Here is a 19,038-nt window from a genome sequence, read left to right on the forward strand (position 1 = left end):
GCTCGGCGCCGAAAGTTGCACGCACGGCGATGCGGCTCAGGCGGGCGTCTCGGCCAGCTCACGGCCGATCTGCCGCAGCTGCCCGGTGGCGCCGCCCAGCGCGAACTCGGTTTCCTTGGCTGCCAGGAAGTATCGGTGTACCGGGTGATCGGTGTCCACGCCGACACCCCCGTGCACGTGCACAATGGTGTGCGCCACCCGATGGCCGGCATCGGCGGCCCAGAATGCCGCGGACGCCACGTCCATCTCCGCGGGAATATCCTCGGCCACCTTCCAGGCCGCCTGGGTCAACGTCAACCGCAGCCCCTTGACGTCGATGTAACCGTCGGCCATCCGTTGTCCGACGGCTTGGAAGCTGCCGATCGGACGGTCGAATTGCTCACGGGTGCGGGCGTATTCGGCGGTCATGTGCAGGCCCCGCTCCAGCACGCCCAACTGATAGGCACTGCGGCCCAGCGTGGCAATCGTCCGCAGCCAGACGAGCACATCGGCGCCGCCTACCCGACGACCGGCGTCCACTGCCACACCATCCAGCGCCAGCTGTCCGACGCTGCCCAGGCCGGTGCTCTGCAGCGCAGTCACCGTGACTCCCGGGTCGTCGGCGGCGACGACGAAAACGGACGTGCCGGACTCGGTTTCGGCAGGCACCAGGAAGGCATCCGCAACCGGGCCGTAGAACACCAGGGTGCGGCTGCCGGACAGGCGGCCGTCAACCGCCTGCACCGGACCCTCGCCCATCTCACCGTCCAGCGCGACGGTCAGGACCTTCTCACCCCGCACCGCCGGGGAGCCCCAGCTCTGCTGTAGCTCCTCGGAGCCGAACCGGGCCAGCGCTCCCGCTCCCAGTACCACCGACTCCAGGTACGGCACCGCCGCCAGCTGGTGTCCGAGCGCCACCAGGATGGCGATCTGCTCGAGGACGCCGAAGCCGTCGCCGCCCACCTGCGCGGCGGCCGCACTGGAGAGGATGTCGCTGTCGATGAGCTTGCGCCAGAGGTCGCGGTCGAACCGTTGCTCCAGCTTGTCCAGTTCGCGCTGATGCTCGGGCGTGCAGACCGAGTCGACGATGGTGTCGACCAGGCCCCCGAGGTCCTGGGCCGCTTCGGTAGTCGAGAAATCCATGATGTCCGTCCTTTACAGGGAGATCAGCGGCTGGCTCGCGGCAGACCCAGCGCGACCATGCCGATGATGTCGCGCTGGACCTCGTTGGTGCCTCCGCCGAAGGTCAGGATCAAACACGCCCGATGCATCCGTTCCACCCGGCCGCGCAGCAGTGCGCCGGGGGAGTCCTGGCGCAATGTGGCGCCGGTGCCGAGCACCTCCATCAGCAGTCGGTAGGCCTCGGTGGCCAGCTCGGTCCCATACACCTTGGCGGCTGAGGCATCAGCCGGCGACAAGGACTCGCTCTGCGAGGACGACAGTTCCCAGTTGATCAGCTTGAGGACTTCGGCCTTGGCGTGCACCCGGGCCAGGTTGATCTGCACCCACTCCGAATCGATGACGCGCGAGCCGCCGAAGTCCTTGGTGATCTGCGCCCACTCGCGCACCTCACGCAGGGCCAAGAAGATCGGCGCCGAGGAGACCAACGCGACCCGTTCGTGGTTGAGCTGGTTGGTCACCAGCTTCCAGCCGGCGTTCTCCTCGCCGACCAGGTTGGTCACCGGCACCCGCACGTCGGTGTAGTAGGTGGCGCTGGTGTCCGGTCCGGCCATGGTGTGTACCGGGGTCCAGGAGAAGCCTTCGGCCGTGGTCGGCACCACCAGCATGGAAATGCCGCGGTGCTTCTTGGCGTCGGGGTTGGTGCGCACTGCCAGCCACACCCAGTCCGCGTAGGCGATCAGGCTGGTCCACATCTTCTGACCGTTGATCACGTAGTCGTCGCCGTCACGGACCGCGGTGGTGCGCAAGTTGGCCAGGTCCGTGCCGGCACCGGGCTCGGAGTAGCCGATCGAGAAGTGCAGCTCTCCGGCGGCGATCTTGGGCAGGAAGAACTTCTTCTGCTCATCGGTGCCGAACGCCATGATCGTCGGCGCCACGCTGTTGATGGTCAGGAAGGGGACGGGAGCACCCGCTAGGGCGGCTTCGTCGGTGAAAATCAGCGAGTCCATCGGGGAGCGGTCCTGGCCGCCGTACTCCGCCGGCCAGTTCAGCGTCAGCCACCCGTCCTTGCCCATCTGCGCGACGGTCTCGCGGTAGACGTTGCCGGTGCCGTACTCGCCCTGCACCGAACTCAGCGCTTCCCGCCGCTCGGGGGTCATCAGCTTGGTGAAGTACGACCGCAGTTCGCGACGCAGCTCCTCCTGTTCAGGGGTATAACTGATGCGCATTCCCGCCGCCTCCGATCAAGCGATCGTGTCACTAGCAATGTCCGGCGAAACCGCAGCAATCGATGCCGGCGGCCACCCGTTCGTCTCCCCGGTTGTAACACGTTCTAGTCTGGGAATCCAGCGACCGTTTCCTCAGACGTACCGGGACCATATGGTGGTGCTACATACTGATCGAGTTCGGACAAGGCCTGTTTCCTAACTTCAGCCCAGGTTCAAGGAGGATGCCGTGCGAGTAAAAGTGGACCGTGACCGCTGCGAAGGTAACGCCGTGTGCTTGGGAATTGCGCCAGATATCTTCGATCTGGACGACGAGGACTACGCGGTCGTGAAGACCGATCCGATCCCTGCCGATCAGGAGGATCTGGCTGAGCAATCGATCGTCGAATGCCCTCGCGCGGCGCTGTTGCGCGAGGACTAGACCGCAGATAACCCGAAACTAGAGGTATTCATAAATTGAGTAGCAGCACGAACGCCACCGATCTGTCCGGGAAGGTGGCGGTGGTAACCGGCGCCGCAGCGGGCCTGGGCCGCGCCGAAGCGGTCGGCCTCGCCCGCCTGGGCGCCACCGTCGTCGTCAACGACATCGCCTCCGGTCTGGACGGTTCCGACGTCATCGACGAGATCAGCGCGGCCGGCGCCAAGGCGATCGCGGTCGCCGGCGACATCAGTCAACGATCCACCGCCGATGAACTGCTCAGCACGGCCGACGGCCTGGGTGGCCTGGACATCGTGGTGAACAACGCCGGCATCACTCGCGACCGGATGCTGTTCAACATGAGCGACGAGGACTGGGACCAGGTCATCGCCGTCCATCTGCGTGGCCATTTCCTGCTCACCCGTAACGCTGCCACCTATTGGCGCAGCAAGGCCAAGGAATCGTCGGAGGGCCGCGTCTTCGGACGGATCATCAACACCTCCTCCGAAGCCGGGCTGGTGGGACCAGTCGGTCAGGCCAACTACGGCGCCGCCAAAGCGGGGATCACCGCGCTGACGCTGTCCGCGGCTCGGGCGCTGGGCCGCTACGGCGTGTGCGCGAATGCCATCTGCCCCCGGGCGCGCACCGCCATGACAGCCGACGTCTTCGGAGCGGCCCCCGACGACGCCGACATCGATCCACTGTCGCCCGAGCACGTGGTGACCCTGGTGCAGTTCCTGGCGTCACCCGCTGCGGCCGAAGTCAACGGCCAGGTTTTCATCGTCTACGGCCCGCGCGTCACCCTGGTTGCCGCGCCGACCGTCGAGCACCAGTTTGATGCGGATGCCTCGGCCTGGGATCCCGGCCAGCTGAGCGCGACGCTGCAGGGATATTTTGCTGATCGCGACCCGGAGCTGAACTTTGCCGCCACCAGCGTGATGGGCTGACTCATCGTTCGCGGAAGAGCGCCCCAGCGTAAACGCAGACGGACGCGGCTAGGCATAGATAGGCGTAGATAGACGCGGACAGACGCGGATAGACGCGGATAGACGCGGCTAGGCGCAGATAGACGCAGATAGAGAGGAAATACCAGCTAGGCATATTTGCTGCAAATATTCCGGGGTTCATCGACACTCGGAACTTGTTCTAGTTAGTATGAGCCGGCTCACACCAAGCAACGAGTCAACCAACGGTGTGTTCAGGGCATAACGATTCGCCGCGAGCAACAGATTGGGGGACGCAGGTTGTTGCAGAAGCTTGCGGTACCGGCTCGGGGCGTCGGTGGTTTCTTCGAGATGGCGATCGAGACTGCTCGTGCCGCCTTCCGGCGGCCGTTTCAGTTTCGGGAATTCCTGGACCAGACCTGGATGGTCGCGCGGGTGTCGCTGGTCCCGACGCTGTTGGTCTCCATTCCGTTCACGGTGCTCGTCGCATTCACGCTGAACATCCTGCTGCGTGAGATTGGTGCGGCCGACCTGTCCGGCGCGGGAACCGCATTCGGCACCATCACCCAGCTCGGCCCGATCGTCACCGTGCTCGTCGTAGCCGGCGCGGGGGCCACCGCCATCTGCGCCGACCTCGGGGCGCGCACCATCCGCGAAGAGATCGACGCCATGCGCGTGCTGGGCATCGACCCAATCCAGCGGCTCGTGGTGCCCAGGGTGTTGGCCTCCACACTGGTGGCGCTGCTGCTCAACGGGCTCGTGTGCCTCATCGGCCTGTCGGGTGGTTACGCCTTCTCCGTCTTCTTGCAGGGTGTCAACCCGGGTTCGTTCATCAACGGGCTCACAGTGCTGACCGGACTGCGTGAACTCATCCTCGCCGAGGTCAAGGCGCTGTTGTTCGGGGTGATGGCCGGGCTGGTCGGCTGCTATCGCGGCCTGACGGTCAAGGGTGGACCCAAGGGGGTCGGGAACGCCGTCAACGAAACCGTCGTCTACGCCTTCATCTGTCTGTTCGTCATCAACGTGGTAATGACCGCCATCGGCGTCAGAATCTCGGCCAAGTAGGGACGAGGTAACAAATGGCGACGGACGAGCGATGGTGAGCATGCGATGAGCTACGACGTCACCTTTCGCCTACGCAACTTGTTCTCGAGGTTCCAAGAACCGGTCGACAGCTTCGGCGAGCAGGCGTTGTTCTACGGCGAAACGATGCGCTACATCCCCAACGCGCTTACCCGGTATCGCAAGGAGACAATCCGGCTGATCGCCGAGATGACGCTGGGCGCGGGCGCCCTGGTGATGATCGGCGGCACAGTCGGCGTCGCGGCATTCCTCACGCTGGCCTCCGGTGGCGTCATTGCGGTGCAGGGCTATTCGTCGCTCGGAAACATCGGGATCGAGGCCCTCACCGGATTCCTGTCGGCGTTCCTCAACGTCCGCGTGGTCGCCCCGGTGATCGCCGGCATTGCGCTCGCCGCCACCATCGGCGCCGGTGCTACCGCGCAATTGGGTGCCATGCGGGTGTCCGAAGAGATCGACGCGGTGGAGTGCATGGCGGTGCACTCGGTGTCCTACCTGGTGTCCACCCGGTTGATCGCGGGGCTGGTGGCGATCGTTCCGCTGTACTCGCTGTCGGTGCTCGCCGCGTTCTTCGCGGCCCGGTTCACCACGGTGTTCATCAACGGGCAGTCCGCCGGACTCTACGACCACTACTTCAATACCTTCCTTATCCCGTCCGATCTGTTGTGGTCGTTCGCGCAAGCGATCGCGATGTCGATCGCGGTCATGCTGGTCCATACCTATTACGGTTACAACGCCAGCGGTGGATCTGTCGGCGTCGGCATCGCTGTCGGGCAAGCGGTGCGCACCTCACTGATCGTGGTGGTCGTCATCACGCTGTTCATCTCACTCGCCGTGTATGGCGCGTCCGGCAACTTCAACCTCTCGGGATAACGACGATGGCAGGCACCGGATCACGACGCACGGCAGGCCGGGTGGCTGCCGCGGTGCTGGCGGGCCTCCTGGTGGCGGCGGCGGTCCTGACTTATCTGTCCTATACGGCCGCGTTCACGTCGACCGAGACCGTCACGGTCTCGTCGCCGCGGGCCGGGCTGGTGATGGAAAAGGGTGCCAAGGTCAAGTTCCGGGGCATCCAGGTCGGCAAGGTGGAGGAGATCACCTACAGCGGCGATCAAGCCCGGCTGGTCCTGGCCATCAACAGCAGCGAAATGCGCTACATCCCCTCCAACGCACCGGTGCACATTGCCGGAAACACCATCTTCGGCGCCAAATCGGTGGAGTTCATCCCGCCCAAGGAGCCGGCGCGGACCGCGTTGCGCCCGGGCGCCCAGGTGGAAGCCAAAGCCGTTCAGCTGGAAGTCAATACGCTGTTCCAGTCGCTGATGAACGTGCTGCACAAGGTGGATCCGGTGGAGTTGAACGGGACACTGAGCGCGTTGTCGGAAGGTCTGCGTGGCCACGGCGACGATCTGGGTGCGACGTTGACGGGGCTGAACACCCTTACCCGCCAAGCCAATCCGAAGCTGCCCGCCCTGCACGAGGATATTCGGCAGGCCGCGGTTGCCCTCGGCTACTACGGTGACGCCGCTCCCGACCTCAACACGGTGATCGGCAACCTCCCGACCATCAGTAAAACTGTCGTCGACGAGCAGAACAATCTGAACACCACGTTGCTGGCCACGATCGGCCTGGCCAACAACGGTTACGAGACGCTGGCGCCGGCCGAAGAGAATCTGATCGCCACCATCAACAGGCTGCGGGCTCCGCTGAAGGTGGCAGCGGACTACTCGCCGGAATTCGGTTGCCTACTGGCCGGCATCGACCGCGGCGTCAAGGAGTTCGCCCCCTTGATCGGGGTCCGTAAAGCCGGTCTTTTCACGTCGTCCAGCTTCGTCCTGGGGGCGCCCTCCTACACCTATCCGGAGAGCCTGCCCATCGTGAACGCGTCCGGCGGCCCCAACTGCCGCGGCTTGCCGGACATCCCGACCAAGCAGACCGGCGGGTCGTTCTACCGGGCGCCGTTCCTGGTCACCGACAATGCGCTCATCCCCTACGAGCCGTTCACCGAAGTGCAGTTCGATGCCCCGTCGACCCTGCAGTTCCTGTTCCACGGCGCGTTCGCAGAACGGGACGATTTCTGATGGCCGGCGGCGGCATGCCATCGCACCGGTCGATGGTGATCAAGGTCAGCGTCTTCGCGGTGGTGATGCTGCTGGTGAGCGCAGCGCTGGTAGTGGTGTTCGGCGATTTCCGGTTCGGTTCGGAGAACACCTACCACGCCACCTTCATCGACGCCTCCAAGTTGAAGGGCGGCCAGAAGGTGCGCATCGCCGGCGTGCCGGTCGGTGCGGTGTCGGGTGTCAAACTCAACCCGGACAACACCGTCGACGTGACGTTCGGCGTCGACAACCGCTACACGCTGTACTCGTCCACCCGTGCGGTGATCCGCTACGAGAACCTGGTCGGCGACCGCTTCCTGGAGATCACCTCCGGACCCGGCGAGCTGCGCAAGCTGCCGGCCGGTGGCACCATCAACTCCCAGCACACCCAACCCGCGTTGGATCTCGACGCGCTGCTGGGTGGCTTGAAGCCGGTCCTCAAAGGACTGGACGCCGACAAGCTCAACACAATCAGCAGCGCCGTCATCGAGTTGTTGCAGGGCCAGGGCGGCGCGCTGGCCGACGTGCTGGCCGACACCAGCGCCTTCTCGTCGACGCTGGGCAAACGTGACCAGCTCATCGGCGACGTGATTACCAACCTCAACACCGTGTTGGGCACCATCGACGAGCGCAGCGCCAAATTCTCCGCCAGCGTCGACCAGCTGCAGCAGTTGATCAACGGGCTGGCCAAGAACCGCGATCCGATCGCCGGTGCCATTCCGCCGCTGGCGTCGACCGTCACAGACCTCACTGAGGTGCTGCGGACTTCGCGCCGACCGCTCCAAGGTCTCCTGGAAAACGCGCGGCCGTTTGCCACCGAACTGGACAGCCGAAAAGCGGAGATCAACAACGACGTCGAGCAGCTTGGCGAGGACTACCTCCGGTTGGCCGCGCTAGGTACCTACGGGTCGTTCTTCAACATCTACTTCTGCTCGGTCACCATCAAGATCAACGGGCCGGCCGGTTCCGACATTCGACTCGGCCTGGGCGGCTCGGTCGATCCCAGTAAAGGGAGGTGCGCCTTTGCCCAGTAACTCACGGGACCGTGACCCGCTGCGCACCGGCGTGATCGGCCTGGTCGTGGTGGTATCCGTCATGCTCGTCGCATTCGGGTACTCGAAGCTGCCCTTCTGGCCGCAGGGCAGGAGCTACCAGGCTTACTTCAGCGACGCGGGCGGTATCAAACCCGGCAACAACGTCCTGGTCTCCGGCGTCAAGGTGGGCAAGGTCACCGAGGTGAGCCTGGCCGGCGCCACCGCCAAGATCGTGTTCGACGTGGACCGCCACGTCAACGTCGGCGACCAATCGCTGGCGGCCATCCGCACCGACACCATCTTGGGCGAGCGCTCGATTTCGGTCAGCCCCGCCGGATCCGGGCACGCCACCTCGATCCCGTTGAGCCGGACCACCACGCCGTACACCCTGGCCGGAGCACTCGAGGATCTGGGCCAGAACGCCAACAACCTGAACAAGCCCCAGTTCGAGCAGGCGTTGCGGGTGCTGACCGAGACGCTGCACGACGCGACGCCGGGTTTGCGCGGCACGCTGGATGGCCTGACGACGCTGTCCCGCACCTTGAACAGCCGGGACGAAGCGTTGCAAACCCTGCTGGCGCACGCGAAGTCGGTGACGACGGTGTTGTCGGATCGGGCCGCGCAAGTCAAGAGCCTGGTCGAGGACGGCAACCAGCTGTTCGCCGCGCTCGACGAGCGACGCGCCGCGCTGAGCGCGCTGATCTCCGGCATCGACGACGTCTCCGCGCAGCTGTCCGGTTTCGTCAACGACAACCGCAAGGAGTTCGGTCCGGCGCTGACCAAGGTCAACCAGGTGCTGTCCAACCTCAACGAGCGTCGCGACTACATAACCGAGGCCCTCAAGCGGCTGCCCACCTACGCCACCACTCTGGGCGAGGTGGTCAGCTCGGGACCTGGGTTCAACGTCAACGTCTTCGGTGCCATCCCGGCGCCCCTGGTGGCGACCATGTTCGACTTCGTTTTCCAGCCGGGCAAGCTGCCGGACAGCCTCGCCGACTACTTGCGCGGCATGATCCAGGAGCGCTGGACGATCAGGCCGAAGTCCCCATGACGACAAAGCAGCGCTTCGGGCGCAAGGGATTGCGAACCGTCACCATCGTCGCGCTCGTCGCGGCGCTACTGGGCGGCGCTTACACGCTGTTCTCCGCGGGCAGCAGCGGTCGCAAGCTCACCGCGTACTTCACGTCCGCAGTCGGCCTGTACCCGGGGGACGAGGTTCGCATCCTCGGTGTCCCGGTTGGTGAGATCGAGTCGATCGAGCCACGGGCGTCGGACGTCCAGATCGTCATGAACGTCTCCAAGGACATCAAGATCCCGGCCGAAGCCAAGGCCGTGATCATGTCGCCGAACTTGGTGGCGGCCCGGTTCATTCAGCTCACCCCGGCATATACCGGCGGCCCCGCGCTGTCCGCCGGTGCCAGCATCGATCTGTCGCGCACCGCGGTGCCAGTTGAGTGGGACGAGGTCAAGGAAGCGCTGACGAAGCTGTCGGTTCAGCTCAGTCCCGCCGCGGGCGAGTTGCAGGGGCCGTTGGGCCAGGCGATCAACCAGGCAGCCGACACCCTGAACGGCAACGGCGACTCGTTCCACAGCGCCCTGTTGGAACTGTCGCAAGTCGCTGGGCGACTCGGGGATTCACGCGGCGACATCTTCGGCACCGTCAAGAACCTGCAGATACTCGTCGATGCGCTGTCACAGAGCAACGAGCAGATCGTGCAGTTCGCCGGTCATGTGGCATCGGTGTCGCAGGTGCTCGCCGACAGCTCGCGCAATCTGGACAACACCCTGGGCACGCTCAATCAGGCGCTCTCGGATGTCCGCGGGTTCCTGCACGAGAACAACTCGACGTTGATCGAAACGGTCAATCAGCTCACCGACTTCACCCAGACATTGAGCGACCAGAGCGAGAACATCGAGCAGGTCCTGCACGTCGCGGGTCCCGGTATCACCAACTTCTACAACATCTACGACCCCGCTCAGGGCACCTTGAACGGTTTGCTCTCGCTGCCCAACTTCACCAACCCGGTGCAGTTCATCTGCGGCGGATCGTTCGACACCCAGGGCGGGCCGTCGGCACCGGACTACTTCCGCCGCGCCGAGTTCTGCCGCGAACGCCTGGGCCCGGTATTGCGCCGGCTCACCGCTAACTTCCCGCCGATCATGTTCCACCCGCTCAACACCATCACGGCCTACAAGGGTCAGATCATCTATGACACCCCGGCGACCCAGGCCAAAGCCGAGACGCCGGTTCCGGAATTGACGTGGATCCCCGCGAAGGGATCCGGGACCCCGGCGCCCGGCGGCAACACCACGGACTTGCAGAGCCTATTGGTCCCGACGGCCCCCGGGCCCGGTCCCGCAGCGGGTTCACCTCCCGGGTACGGCCCGGCGCCGGGTCCCGCGCCCGCGGCACCTGCCGCTGCACCCGGCCCGCCGCCCGCGCCCGCGGCACCTGCCGCTGCACCCGGCCCGCCGCCCGCCCCGGTCGCACCGTTGCCCGCCGAACAAGGAGCCGGGCGATGAGACGAGCCTGGTTGCGCGGCACCGTGCTGATCGCAAGCAGCACGCTGCTCGCCGGCTGTTCTTTCGGGGGGTTGAACTCGCTATCGATGCCCGGTACCGCCGGGCACGGCAGCGGCGCGTACTCGATCACCATCGAGTTGCCGGACGTGGCGACGCTGCCGCAGAATTCGCCGGTCATGGTCGACGATGTCACCGTCGGAAGTGTGGCTGGGATCGCCGCCGAACAGCGGGCCGACGGATCGTTCTACGCCGCGGTCAAGTTGGCGCTGGACAAGCAAGTCGTATTGCCGGCGAACGCCACCGCCAAGGTGTCCCAGACATCACTGCTGGGATCTTTGCACGTCGAACTAGCCGCACCCACCGATCAACCTCCCGCCAAGGGCAAGTTGCGCGACGGGTCCCGCATCCCGGAGTCCCGCACCGGCCGGTTCCCGACCACCGAAGAAGTGTTTTCGGCGCTGGGCGTGGTGGTCAACAAGGGCAACGTCGGCGCGCTGGAAGAGATCACCGACGAGACATACCGCGCCGTCGCGGGACGCCAGGGGCAGTTCCGCGACCTGATGCCCCGCCTCGCGGAGTTGGCATCCGGACTCAACAAACAGGTCAACGACATCGTCACCGCGGTGGAAGGCCTCGACCGGTTCTCCTCGATATTGGCGCGCGACAAGGACAATCTGGGCCGGGCGCTGGACACCTTGCCGGACGCGCTCCGGGTGCTCAACAAGAATCGGGACCACATCGTCGAAGCGTTCTCCGCGCTGCGCAGACTGGCGCAGGTCACCTCGAATGTGTTGTCCAAGACCAAAGTCGACTTGGCCGCCGACCTGAAAGACCTGTATTCGGTGCTCAAGGCGCTGAACGACAGCCGCAAGAACTTCGTGACCGCGTTGCAGATCATGCTTACGTTCCCGTTCCCCAACTTCGGCATCAAGCAGGCGGTGCGCGGTGACTACCTCAACGTATTCACCACGTTCGACCTGACGTTGCGCCGGCTCGGTGAGACGTTTTTCACCACGTCCTACGCGCTCGACCCGAACATGATGCACATGGAGGAAGTGCTCAATCCGCCCGACTTCCTGACGGGCGAGCTGGCCAATCTGTCCGGACAAGCGGCCGACCCGTTCAAGATTCCGCCCGGCACGGCGTCGCAGTAGAGGCGGGGACATGATCGACAGACTCACCAAAATCCAGCTCGCCATCTTCGGCGTGATCACCGTCATCACCCTGGTCGTCATGGCGATCTTCTACCTGCGGTTACCGGCCACCTTCGGAATCGGAACCTACGGTGTGAGCGCCGATTTCGTCGCGGGCGGCGGTCTGTACAAGAACGCCAACGTCACCTATCGGGGCGTGGCGGTGGGGCGGGTCGAGTCGGTCCAGCTCAATCCCAACGGGGTCACTGCCGATATGCGGCTGAACAGCGGAACCCCGATCCCGGCCAACGTCACCGCCACCGTCAAGAGTGTGTCGGCGATCGGTGAGCAGTACATCGACTTGGTACCGCCGAAGAATCCGGCGTCGGGCAAGTTGCGCAACGGAGCGAAGATCGACCGGAGCAACACCCGCATCGGCCAGGACGTCGCCGACCTCCTGAAGCAGGCCGAGACGCTGGTCAACAGCATCGGTGACACGCGGTTGCGCGAGGTGCTGCACGAGGCATTCGTCGCGACCAACGGCACCGGACCGGAGCTGGCCAGGCTGGTCCAGTCGGCCCGGCTGCTGGTGGACGAAGCCAACACCAACTACCCACAGGTCTCCCAGCTGATCGATCAGGCCGGCCCGTTCCTGCAGGCTCAGGTGCGCGCCGGTGCCGACATCAGGTCGCTGTCGGACGGGTTGGCACGGTTCACCTCCGAAGTCCGGCAGGCCGATCCCCGGTTACGCGACACGTTGGCAACCGCCCCCGGCACGATCGACGAGGCCAACAACACATTCGCCGGTATTCGGCCCTCGTTCCCGGCGCTGGCAGCGAACATGGCGAATCTGGGCCGAGTGGGCGTCATCTACCACAAAACGATCGAACAACTACTAGTGGTCTTCCCGGCGCTCTTCGCCGCGATCACCACCGCTGCCGGCGGTCAGCCCCAGGATGAAGGCGCCAAGCTGGACTTCAAGCTCGACTTGAACGACCCGCCGCAGTGCAATACGGGCTTCATACCGTCGCCGTTGATCCGGACACCCGCCGACGAGACGGTGCGCGAGATACCCCGCGACTTGTACTGCAAGACCGCCCAGAACGACCCCAGTGCGGTGCGCGGTGCCCGCAACTACCCTTGCCAGGAATTCCCCGGCAAGCGAGCACCCACAGTGCAGCTGTGCCGCGACCCGCGCGGTTATGTGCCTACCGGCACCAACCCATGGCGCGGGCCTCCGATTCCGTATGGGACGCCGGTCACCAACGGCCTGAACATCTTGCCGCCCAACCACTTCCCCTACATCCCGCCAGGCGCAGACCCGGATCCGGGCATCCCGGTGGTCGGCCCGCCGCCGCCCGGGGTGACACCGGGACCCGGTCCGGCGCCGCACCAACCGGCCTACGACCCGCCGCCGCCCAACGACAGCGGGCCGCCCCCGGGCAACCCGTCCTGGATGCCGCCGAACTATCCGCCGGTGCCGCCGCAACTTCCGTACCCCAAGTACCTCGAGGCGCCGCCGCCCCCGCTGGGGACAGGGCCGGCGGCCGGTCCGGAGCCGCAGGCCAGCGGTTCGGCGTACACCACCTATGACCCGACGACCGGCCGGTTCCAGGATCCGGCGGGCGGCACTGGTATCTTCGCGTCCGGTATCGCCGGTACCGCCAGCGCGGAGAACTGGGTGGACCTGATGCTCGCCCCCAAACCCCTGTGATCAGAGCGCTTTGACGACACCCGTTGAGGGATCAGTAGTGGCAGAACAGCAGTCGACGACGCAACGCGTGCGCCGCCGTGCGTCGCGTGCGGCGGGCCCGCCGACCAGCGAGGCGGCGACCGAGACGTCCGAGGCGTTGCCCGAGGAGGGAGCGACCGGCACGGTCGAAACTCCGGTGTCGGAGGCCGAGCCGAAGGCCAAGCCCGACAAGAAGACCAACAAGAAGACCAACAAGACCGACAAGACCAATAAGACCAACAAATCGTTGACGCGCTTGCGTCCGCCGCCGCGGCGCCGAGCCCACCGGGCTCTGGTGGGTTGGGTATCCCTGGCAGCCGCAGTGTTGACCATCGCCGCGTTGGCCTGGGGCGTAACCGTGCTGGCCCTCCAGCACCGCGACGCACAGGCCCGTGAGGCCCGTGAACAGCGCTTCGTCGACGCCGCTCGGCAGACCGTGGTGAACATGTTCAGCTACACCCAGGACAACATCGACGAATCGGTCAACCGCTTCGTGAACGGCACCAGTGGTCCGCTGCGCGAGAAGTTTGGTCCGGACAGCATCTCCTTCCTCAAAGAGCTGTTCCGCAAGACCAACGCGAACTCGGAAGCGGTCGTCAACGGCGCCGCTTTGGAAAGCATTGACGAGATCAGCGAGAATGCGTCGGTATTGGTCGCGGTGCGGGTGACGGTCGCCGACATCGACGGCGTCAACAAGCCGTCCCAACCGTACCGATTGCGGGTCATCGTGCACGAGGACGAATCCGGCCGAATGACCGGTTACGACCTGATGTATCCGAATGGTGGCAACTAGTGCGCTGGTTCCGGTGGCTGTCTGTCGCCGCCACATGCCTGGCGGTGGCGGTCATAGTTGGATCCTCGGCCGTCGGTGGCTGGCTTTACTGGAAGCGAGTGGAAGTTCAGGGCGAACAGACTGCGCGCGCAGTGTTGCCCAAAATGGCCGAGCGGGAGATCCCGCAGTTTTTCGGGTACGACTACCAAACCATCGAGCGAAGCCTCACCGACGTGTATCCGTTGCTCACGCCGGGCTACCGCCAGGAATTCAAGAAGGTCGTCAACGAGCAGATCATCCCTGAAGCCAAGAAACGCGAGATGGTGGTTCAGGTCAACGTCGTCGGGGTCGGACTCATGGCCGCCAATCGCGATTCGGCCACCGCGATGGTTTACATGAATCGCACGATGACCGACAAGTCACGCGAGCCGCACTACGAAGGCAGCCGCTTGCGCGTGGAGTATCAGCGCATCGACGGCAAGTGGCTGATCGCTTACATCACGCCGATCTAGCTCAGAAACAGATCGCGATCTCGTTGCATCGCAACGGGTACCGCTCGACAGGGCTGGGCGGCGGCCCGGCCAGTTGCAGTGAGAACGGTTCCTTTTTCATGTCCGACTGCAGACCACACACCGCGCCGTGCAGTGTGGTGTGGGTGCCGGTCAGTGTTTCGTCGCTGAATGCGTAGGTTTCGCTGGACGGGGCAAAACTGCCGTCCGGACACGCCACCCCTTCAGACTTGCTCACCTGAAATGTCCACAGCAGGCTGCTCATTCGGGCGCGGGAACTGAAGTTCTGCAGGTGTTCCTCGCGGGTGTTGTTCGCCGGTGTGGTGCTCACGATGTTCAGCGCACAGTTCATCGCCCAGACGATGGGGTCCGAGTAGTCGTTCATGTTGCGGGTGCCGCTCGGCTGATCGCACAGCGCCGACATCGTCCAGCTGGCACCGGATACGCCCGCCTGCTGGAAGGCGTAGGTGCCATCTGGCGGTGGGCCGATCGCATGGGCCGGAGAACTTGAATCGAGTGCCATTCCGGCTGCGACGGCCGTGCCGATGGCGGCGCCGGCGGCCAGCCCACGACGGATGTTCACTCGCCCTCCTTCGTGGTCAGGTTGCACTGCAAACACGCTGCATTTGAGTATCACAGCGATCCGGCGCGAACACCATGGCTTGCGCCCCGGTTATTCGTCGCCGGTCGAGCCGGGTTCGGCGAGCGCGTCCAGAAACGATCGGGCCCAGCGGTCCACGTCATGAGCCAGCACTTGGCGGCGCATTGCGCGCATCCGGCGCCGGCCCTCTTCGTCGGGCTGATTGAGCGCCGCCTCGATCGCGTCCTTGACGCCCTCGAGGTCGTGCGGATTGACCAGGTAGGCCTGACGCAATTCGGCTGCGGCGCCGGTGAATTCGGACAGGACCAGGGCGCCGCCCAAATCGCTGCGGCACGCGACGTACTCCTTGGCCACCAGGTTCATCCCGTCGCGCAGGGGAGTGACGAGCATGACGTCACTGGCGACGAAGAACGCGATCAGCTCTTCACGGGGGACCGGACGATGCAGGTAGTGCACCACGGCGTGACCGACCTCGGCGTACTCGCCGTTGATGTGGCCGACTTGCCGTTCGATGTCGTTGCGCAAAATCTGGTAGCTCTCGACGCGCTCCCGGCTGGGAGTGGCCAGCTGGATCAGCACGGTGTCGTCCCGTTTGGCGCGGCCTTCGGCGAGCAACTCGTCCAGCGCTTTGAGCCGCACATCGATGCCCTTGGTGTAGTCGAGTCGGTCGACGCCGAGCAGGATCTTGCGCGGATTGCCGAGCTCGGCGCGGATCTCTCTGGCCCGTCGCCGGATGCCGCGTTCCCGGGCGGCCTGGTCCAGCGCGCTGGAGTCGATGGAGATGGGGAAGGCGCCCACCCGCACGGTGCGGGATTCGTATTCCACCTCGCCGAATCGCGCCCGAACTCCGACCGAGCCGCGCGATGTGTTGGCGCCGAGCAACTGGCGGGCCAGCACCAGGAAATTCTGCGCGCCACCGGGCAGATGAAAACCCACCAGGTCGGCACCCAGCAACCCCTGGATGATCTGGTTGCGCCACGGCATCTGCCGGAACAGCTCAACGGGCGGGAAGGGGATGTGCAGGAAGAACCCGATGGTCAGGTCAGGGCGCAGGGTGCGGAGCATTTTCGGCACCAGTTGCAGTTGATAGTCCTGCACCCAGACGGTTCCGCCCTTGGCGGCCGCCCGCGCGGTGGCTTCGGCGAACCGCTGGTTGACGTCGACGTAGCGTTCCCACCATTCGCGGTGATAGATCGGCTTGACGATGACGTCGTGATACAGCGGCCACAGTGTCGCGTTGGAAAATCCTTCGTAATACTGTGCGACGTCTTCGGAACTGAGCCACACCGGATGCAGTTGCAGTTCATCCTGGACGATGGGCTCGGGGTCGGGATCTACGTCGTCGCTGACCAGACCGGGCCAGCCGATCCAGGCTCCGCGGCGTTTGCGCAACAACGGCTCCAGGGCCGTGACCAAGCCTCCCGGACTGCGTTTCCAGGTGGTGCTGCCATCGGGCAGCCGTTCCAGGTCGACCGGCAGCCGGTTGGCCACCACTACGAAGTCGGAGTCCCCGTAGTTCGCTGACTTATCCGGACTCTTGGCCTTCGAGGTGCGGCCACCCCCGGAAGCCATTAGCTCTCGTGCTTCGCCGGTCCAATACCGAGCATGGACAAAAAGACGCGGCACTCGTCGGCGTCGGTCGCGTACGCGGCGACGACGCGGCGGGCCTGGCTCGCGGTGCTGTCGGCCAGGGGCTCCACGTCACCGATGTCACTATGATCCGTTTTTGTGGGCATCTGCTAATGCTATGCCAACGGGAGCTTCGGGCTGGTGGTCGGGCTGCGCGCACCGGCAACCCACGGATTCTCTGGTTACACACTGGCCGTAATGTGTAAAGACCAACGGGTGACGAGTGAGGTGGGCGGAATGACGGTTCCCGATCAGGCCAGTGGCCAGGATGGCCAGGCGGACAGCGCCGAGGCGCCGGAGTTCGTGGCCTACGAAACGCTTGACGAGGGCCGTATAGCGCGGATCTGGCTGAACCGCCCAGACGCCCACAACGCGCAGAACCGCGGCCTGCTGGTTCAACTCGATGAGGCGTTCTCGCGCGCCGAGGCCGACGACACCGTGCGCGTAGTTATCCTGGCCGCGCGCGGCCGGAACTTCTCGGCGGGCCACGACCTGGGATCCGAGCAGGCGCTGCTGGAACGCAAACCCGGCCCCCAGCAACACCCGACCTTCCGCTCGCATGGCGCCACCCTGGAACCGATCGTCGAAAAGCTTTATCACCAGGAGTGGCATTTCTTCTTCGAGAACACCCGGCGCTGGCGCGATCTGCGCAAGATCACCATCGCCCAGGTCCAGGGCAACGCGATCTCGGCCGGCCTGATGCTGATCTGGGCGTGCGACCTGATCGTGGCCGCCGACAATGCGAAGTTCAGTGACGTGGTAGCAGTGCGGCTCGGCATGCCGGGGGTCGAATACTATGCGCACCCTTGGGAATTCGGGGCGCGTAAGGCTAAAGAGCTGTTGCTGACCGGTGATTCGCTGGACGCCGATGAGGCCTACCGGCTGGGCATGGTGTCCAAGGTATTCCCGGTCGACGAACTCGAGGACAAGACACTGGAATTCGCACGACGCATCGCCGAGCGGCCGACCATGGCCTCGCTGCTGGTCAAGGCTTCGGTCAACGCGGCGAGCGACGCCATGGGATTCACCGAGGCGCTGCGGCATGCGTTCCACATTCACGAACTCGGGCACGCGCACTGGGCCGCCCACAACGAAAGCAGGATGCCGGTCGGGTTGCCGCCCGATGTCGAGGATTGGCGTACCGCCAAGCCCACCAAGGTCGCTCGTCGCGACACCCCGTGAGTGCGCTAAATCGATTGTGCACGTGAGACTTTGATTGTGCGGTCAGGGTCGGGATGAGGCGTCTCCGCCGCCCTGGCCGCACACGCAAATCCCTGGTTGCCCACTGCAGGCCGTAGCCGCCCGGCGGAGCAGCCGCAATCCATGATTCGATAGCTAGAACCTGTTTCAGTTTCGGCGGAAGGCGTCGCAGTGCAGCTTTCATTCCAAGACCGGACATACCTGGTCACCGGCGGCGGTAGCGGTATCGGCAAGGCGGTGGCCACCGGACTGGTAAGTGACGGCGCGTCCGTGATGATCGTCGGACGCAGCGCCGACCGCCTCGCCGGGGCCGTCGAGGAGATCGAGGGTCTACAGCTGTCCGGGTCGATCCGCTACGAACCCGCCGACGTCACCAACGAGGACGAGGTCACCCGTGCGGTCGACGCTGCGACGGCGTGGCACGGCCGGCTGCACGGGGCGGTGCACAGCGCGGGCGGCTCGCTGACGGTGGGGCCAATCACCCACACCGACTCCGATGCGTGGCGTCGCACCGTCGACCTCAACGTCAACGGCACCATGTACGTGCTCAAGCACGTCGCGCGCGAACTGGTGCGCGCCGGGGGCGGATCGTTTGTAGGAATCTCCTCGATCGCGGCGAGTAACACCCACCGCTGGTTCGGGCCGTACGGGGTCACCAAATCGGCGATCGATCACATGATGCAGTTGGCCGCCGACGAACTCGGAGCGTCATGGGTACGCGTCAACAGCATCCGGCCCGGACTGATCCGTACCGATCTGGTTGACGCGAGCGTGATCCAGTCGCCGGAGATCAGCGGGGATTACGCGCTGTGCACGCCGCTGCCGCGGGTGGGCGAGGTCGAAGACGTGGCCAACCTGGCGATGTTCCTGCTCAGCGATGCCGCCAGTTTCATCACCGGGCAGTGCATCAACGTCGACGGTGGCCACATGGTGCGTCGCGGACCGGATTACTCGGCGATGATGGAGCCGATGTTCGGCGCCGACGCGCTGCGCGGCGTGGTCTGAAACTCGGAGACAACACATCTCGACCGACCTCAGCC

The 19,038-nt window shown here is 65.0% G+C and carries 19 protein-coding genes; 14 read left to right on the top strand and 5 right to left on the bottom strand.

Annotated features, from left to right (window positions below; genetic code table 11):
• Positions 1–36: 36 nt before the first annotated feature.
• Positions 37–1,122, bottom strand: coding sequence for an acyl-CoA dehydrogenase family protein (locus tag A5636_RS17255; RefSeq protein WP_065159854.1), 1,086 nt, complete (start codon positions 1,120–1,122; stop codon positions 37–39).
• A gap of 23 nt (positions 1,123–1,145) precedes the next feature.
• Positions 1,146–2,327 (bottom strand): acyl-CoA dehydrogenase, encoded by a 1,182-nt coding sequence (locus A5636_RS17260; protein WP_065159855.1) that lies wholly within the window; start codon positions 2,325–2,327, stop codon positions 1,146–1,148.
• A 226-nt stretch (positions 2,328–2,553) separates the two neighbouring features.
• Here A5636_RS17260 and A5636_RS17265 point away from each other — a divergent pair, with 226 nt between their 5' ends.
• The 12 genes from A5636_RS17265 (at position 2,554) to A5636_RS17320 (ending at position 14,571) form a co-directional block, all read left to right on the top strand.
• Positions 2,554–2,745: a ferredoxin gene (locus A5636_RS17265; RefSeq protein ID WP_065159856.1), complete on the top strand. Its 192-nt coding sequence runs from the start codon at positions 2,554–2,556 to the stop codon at positions 2,743–2,745.
• Positions 2,746–2,780: 35 nt separating this feature from the next.
• Entirely contained in the window at positions 2,781–3,689 is a 909-nt protein-coding gene (locus tag A5636_RS17270) for a 3-oxoacyl-ACP reductase (protein ID WP_065159857.1), read from the top strand.
• Between the two features lie 297 nt (positions 3,690–3,986).
• Positions 3,987–4,751 (top strand): MlaE family ABC transporter permease, encoded by a 765-nt coding sequence (locus tag A5636_RS17275; protein WP_065159858.1) that lies wholly within the window; start codon positions 3,987–3,989, stop codon positions 4,749–4,751.
• 45 nt (positions 4,752–4,796) lie between these two features.
• Complete coding sequence (locus A5636_RS17280) at positions 4,797–5,639, top strand: MlaE family ABC transporter permease (protein WP_065159859.1); 843 nt, start codon at positions 4,797–4,799, stop codon at positions 5,637–5,639.
• Between the two features lie 5 nt (positions 5,640–5,644).
• Positions 5,645–6,847, top strand: coding sequence for an MCE family protein (locus A5636_RS17285; protein WP_065159860.1), 1,203 nt, complete (start codon positions 5,645–5,647; stop codon positions 6,845–6,847).
• Positions 6,847–7,899, top strand: a complete 1,053-nt coding sequence (locus A5636_RS17290; protein ID WP_065159861.1) for an MCE family protein — start codon at positions 6,847–6,849, stop codon at positions 7,897–7,899. The genes A5636_RS17285 and A5636_RS17290 overlap by 1 nt, the downstream gene beginning before the upstream one ends.
• Positions 7,889–8,950 carry an MCE family protein gene (locus A5636_RS17295; protein WP_065159862.1) on the top strand — a complete coding sequence of 354 codons (1,062 nt, stop codon included), beginning with the start codon at positions 7,889–7,891 and terminating at the stop codon, positions 8,948–8,950. Before A5636_RS17290 ends, A5636_RS17295 begins: the two co-directional genes overlap by 11 nt.
• Positions 8,947–10,422, top strand: coding sequence for a virulence factor Mce family protein (locus tag A5636_RS17300; protein ID WP_065159863.1), 1,476 nt, complete (start codon positions 8,947–8,949; stop codon positions 10,420–10,422). The genes A5636_RS17295 and A5636_RS17300 overlap by 4 nt, the downstream gene beginning before the upstream one ends.
• Positions 10,419–11,576: a virulence factor Mce family protein gene (locus tag A5636_RS17305; protein ID WP_065159864.1), complete on the top strand. Its 1,158-nt coding sequence runs from the start codon at positions 10,419–10,421 to the stop codon at positions 11,574–11,576. Before A5636_RS17300 ends, A5636_RS17305 begins: the two co-directional genes overlap by 4 nt.
• Positions 11,577–11,586: 10 nt before the next feature.
• Entirely contained in the window at positions 11,587–13,269 is a 1,683-nt protein-coding gene (locus A5636_RS17310) for a virulence factor Mce family protein (RefSeq protein ID WP_065159865.1), read from the top strand.
• Between the two features lie 37 nt (positions 13,270–13,306).
• Positions 13,307–14,080, top strand: coding sequence for a mammalian cell entry protein (locus tag A5636_RS17315; protein WP_065159866.1), 774 nt, complete (start codon positions 13,307–13,309; stop codon positions 14,078–14,080).
• Positions 14,080–14,571 carry a mammalian cell entry protein gene (locus A5636_RS17320; protein WP_065159867.1) on the top strand — a complete coding sequence of 164 codons (492 nt, stop codon included), beginning with the start codon at positions 14,080–14,082 and terminating at the stop codon, positions 14,569–14,571. The genes A5636_RS17315 and A5636_RS17320 overlap by 1 nt, the downstream gene beginning before the upstream one ends.
• 1 nt (position 14,572) lies before the next feature.
• Here the strand turns inward: A5636_RS17320 and A5636_RS17325 are convergent, their stop codons facing one another.
• The 3 genes from A5636_RS17325 to A5636_RS26220 form a co-directional block, all read right to left on the bottom strand.
• Entirely contained in the window at positions 14,573–15,151 is a 579-nt protein-coding gene (locus A5636_RS17325) for a hypothetical protein (RefSeq protein ID WP_065159868.1), read from the bottom strand.
• A 90-nt stretch (positions 15,152–15,241) separates the two neighbouring features.
• Positions 15,242–16,741 (bottom strand): alpha,alpha-trehalose-phosphate synthase (UDP-forming), encoded by a 1,500-nt coding sequence (locus tag A5636_RS17330; RefSeq protein WP_065159869.1) that lies wholly within the window; start codon positions 16,739–16,741, stop codon positions 15,242–15,244.
• Positions 16,741–16,905, bottom strand: coding sequence for a hypothetical protein (locus A5636_RS26220; RefSeq protein ID WP_155763863.1), 165 nt, complete (start codon positions 16,903–16,905; stop codon positions 16,741–16,743). The genes A5636_RS17330 and A5636_RS26220 overlap by 1 nt, the downstream gene beginning before the upstream one ends.
• 130 nt (positions 16,906–17,035) lie before the next feature.
• Here A5636_RS26220 and A5636_RS17335 point away from each other — a divergent pair, with 130 nt between their 5' ends.
• Positions 17,036–17,980, top strand: coding sequence for an enoyl-CoA hydratase (locus A5636_RS17335; protein WP_065159870.1), 945 nt, complete (start codon positions 17,036–17,038; stop codon positions 17,978–17,980).
• A 189-nt stretch (positions 17,981–18,169) separates the two neighbouring features.
• On the top strand, positions 18,170–19,003 hold the full coding sequence (locus A5636_RS17340) for an SDR family oxidoreductase (RefSeq protein ID WP_065159871.1): 834 nt from the start codon (positions 18,170–18,172) through the stop codon (positions 19,001–19,003).
• The last annotated feature ends 35 nt before the right edge of the window (positions 19,004–19,038 follow it).

The sequence above is a fragment of the Mycobacterium asiaticum genome (genome assembly GCF_001673315.1).
Lineage (GTDB): Bacteria > Actinomycetota > Actinomycetes > Mycobacteriales > Mycobacteriaceae > Mycobacterium > Mycobacterium asiaticum_B.

Bases quoted from the DNA above. Each gene is read 5' to 3' on its own strand.
- A5636_RS17255 (WP_065159854.1), bottom strand. From the start codon at position 1,122: ATGGATTTCTCGACTACCGAAGCGGCCCAGGACCTCGGGGGCCTGGTC.
- A5636_RS17260 (WP_065159855.1), bottom strand. From the start codon at position 2,327: ATGCGCATCAGTTATACCCCTGAACAGGAGGAGCTGCGTCGCGAACTG.
- A5636_RS17280 (WP_065159859.1), top strand. From the start codon at position 4,797: ATGAGCTACGACGTCACCTTTCGCCTACGCAACTTGTTCTCGAGGTTC.
- A5636_RS17285 (WP_065159860.1), top strand. From the start codon at position 5,645: ATGGCAGGCACCGGATCACGACGCACGGCAGGCCGGGTGGCTGCCGCG.
- A5636_RS17290 (WP_065159861.1), top strand. From the start codon at position 6,847: ATGGCCGGCGGCGGCATGCCATCGCACCGGTCGATGGTGATCAAGGTC.
- A5636_RS17300 (WP_065159863.1), top strand. From the start codon at position 8,947: ATGACGACAAAGCAGCGCTTCGGGCGCAAGGGATTGCGAACCGTCACC.
- A5636_RS17305 (WP_065159864.1), top strand. From the start codon at position 10,419: ATGAGACGAGCCTGGTTGCGCGGCACCGTGCTGATCGCAAGCAGCACG.
- A5636_RS17310 (WP_065159865.1), top strand. From the start codon at position 11,587: ATGATCGACAGACTCACCAAAATCCAGCTCGCCATCTTCGGCGTGATC.
- A5636_RS17330 (WP_065159869.1), bottom strand. From the start codon at position 16,741: ATGGCTTCCGGGGGTGGCCGCACCTCGAAGGCCAAGAGTCCGGATAAG.
- A5636_RS26220 (WP_155763863.1), bottom strand. From the start codon at position 16,905: ATGCCCACAAAAACGGATCATAGTGACATCGGTGACGTGGAGCCCCTG.
- A5636_RS17335 (WP_065159870.1), top strand. From the start codon at position 17,036: ATGACGGTTCCCGATCAGGCCAGTGGCCAGGATGGCCAGGCGGACAGC.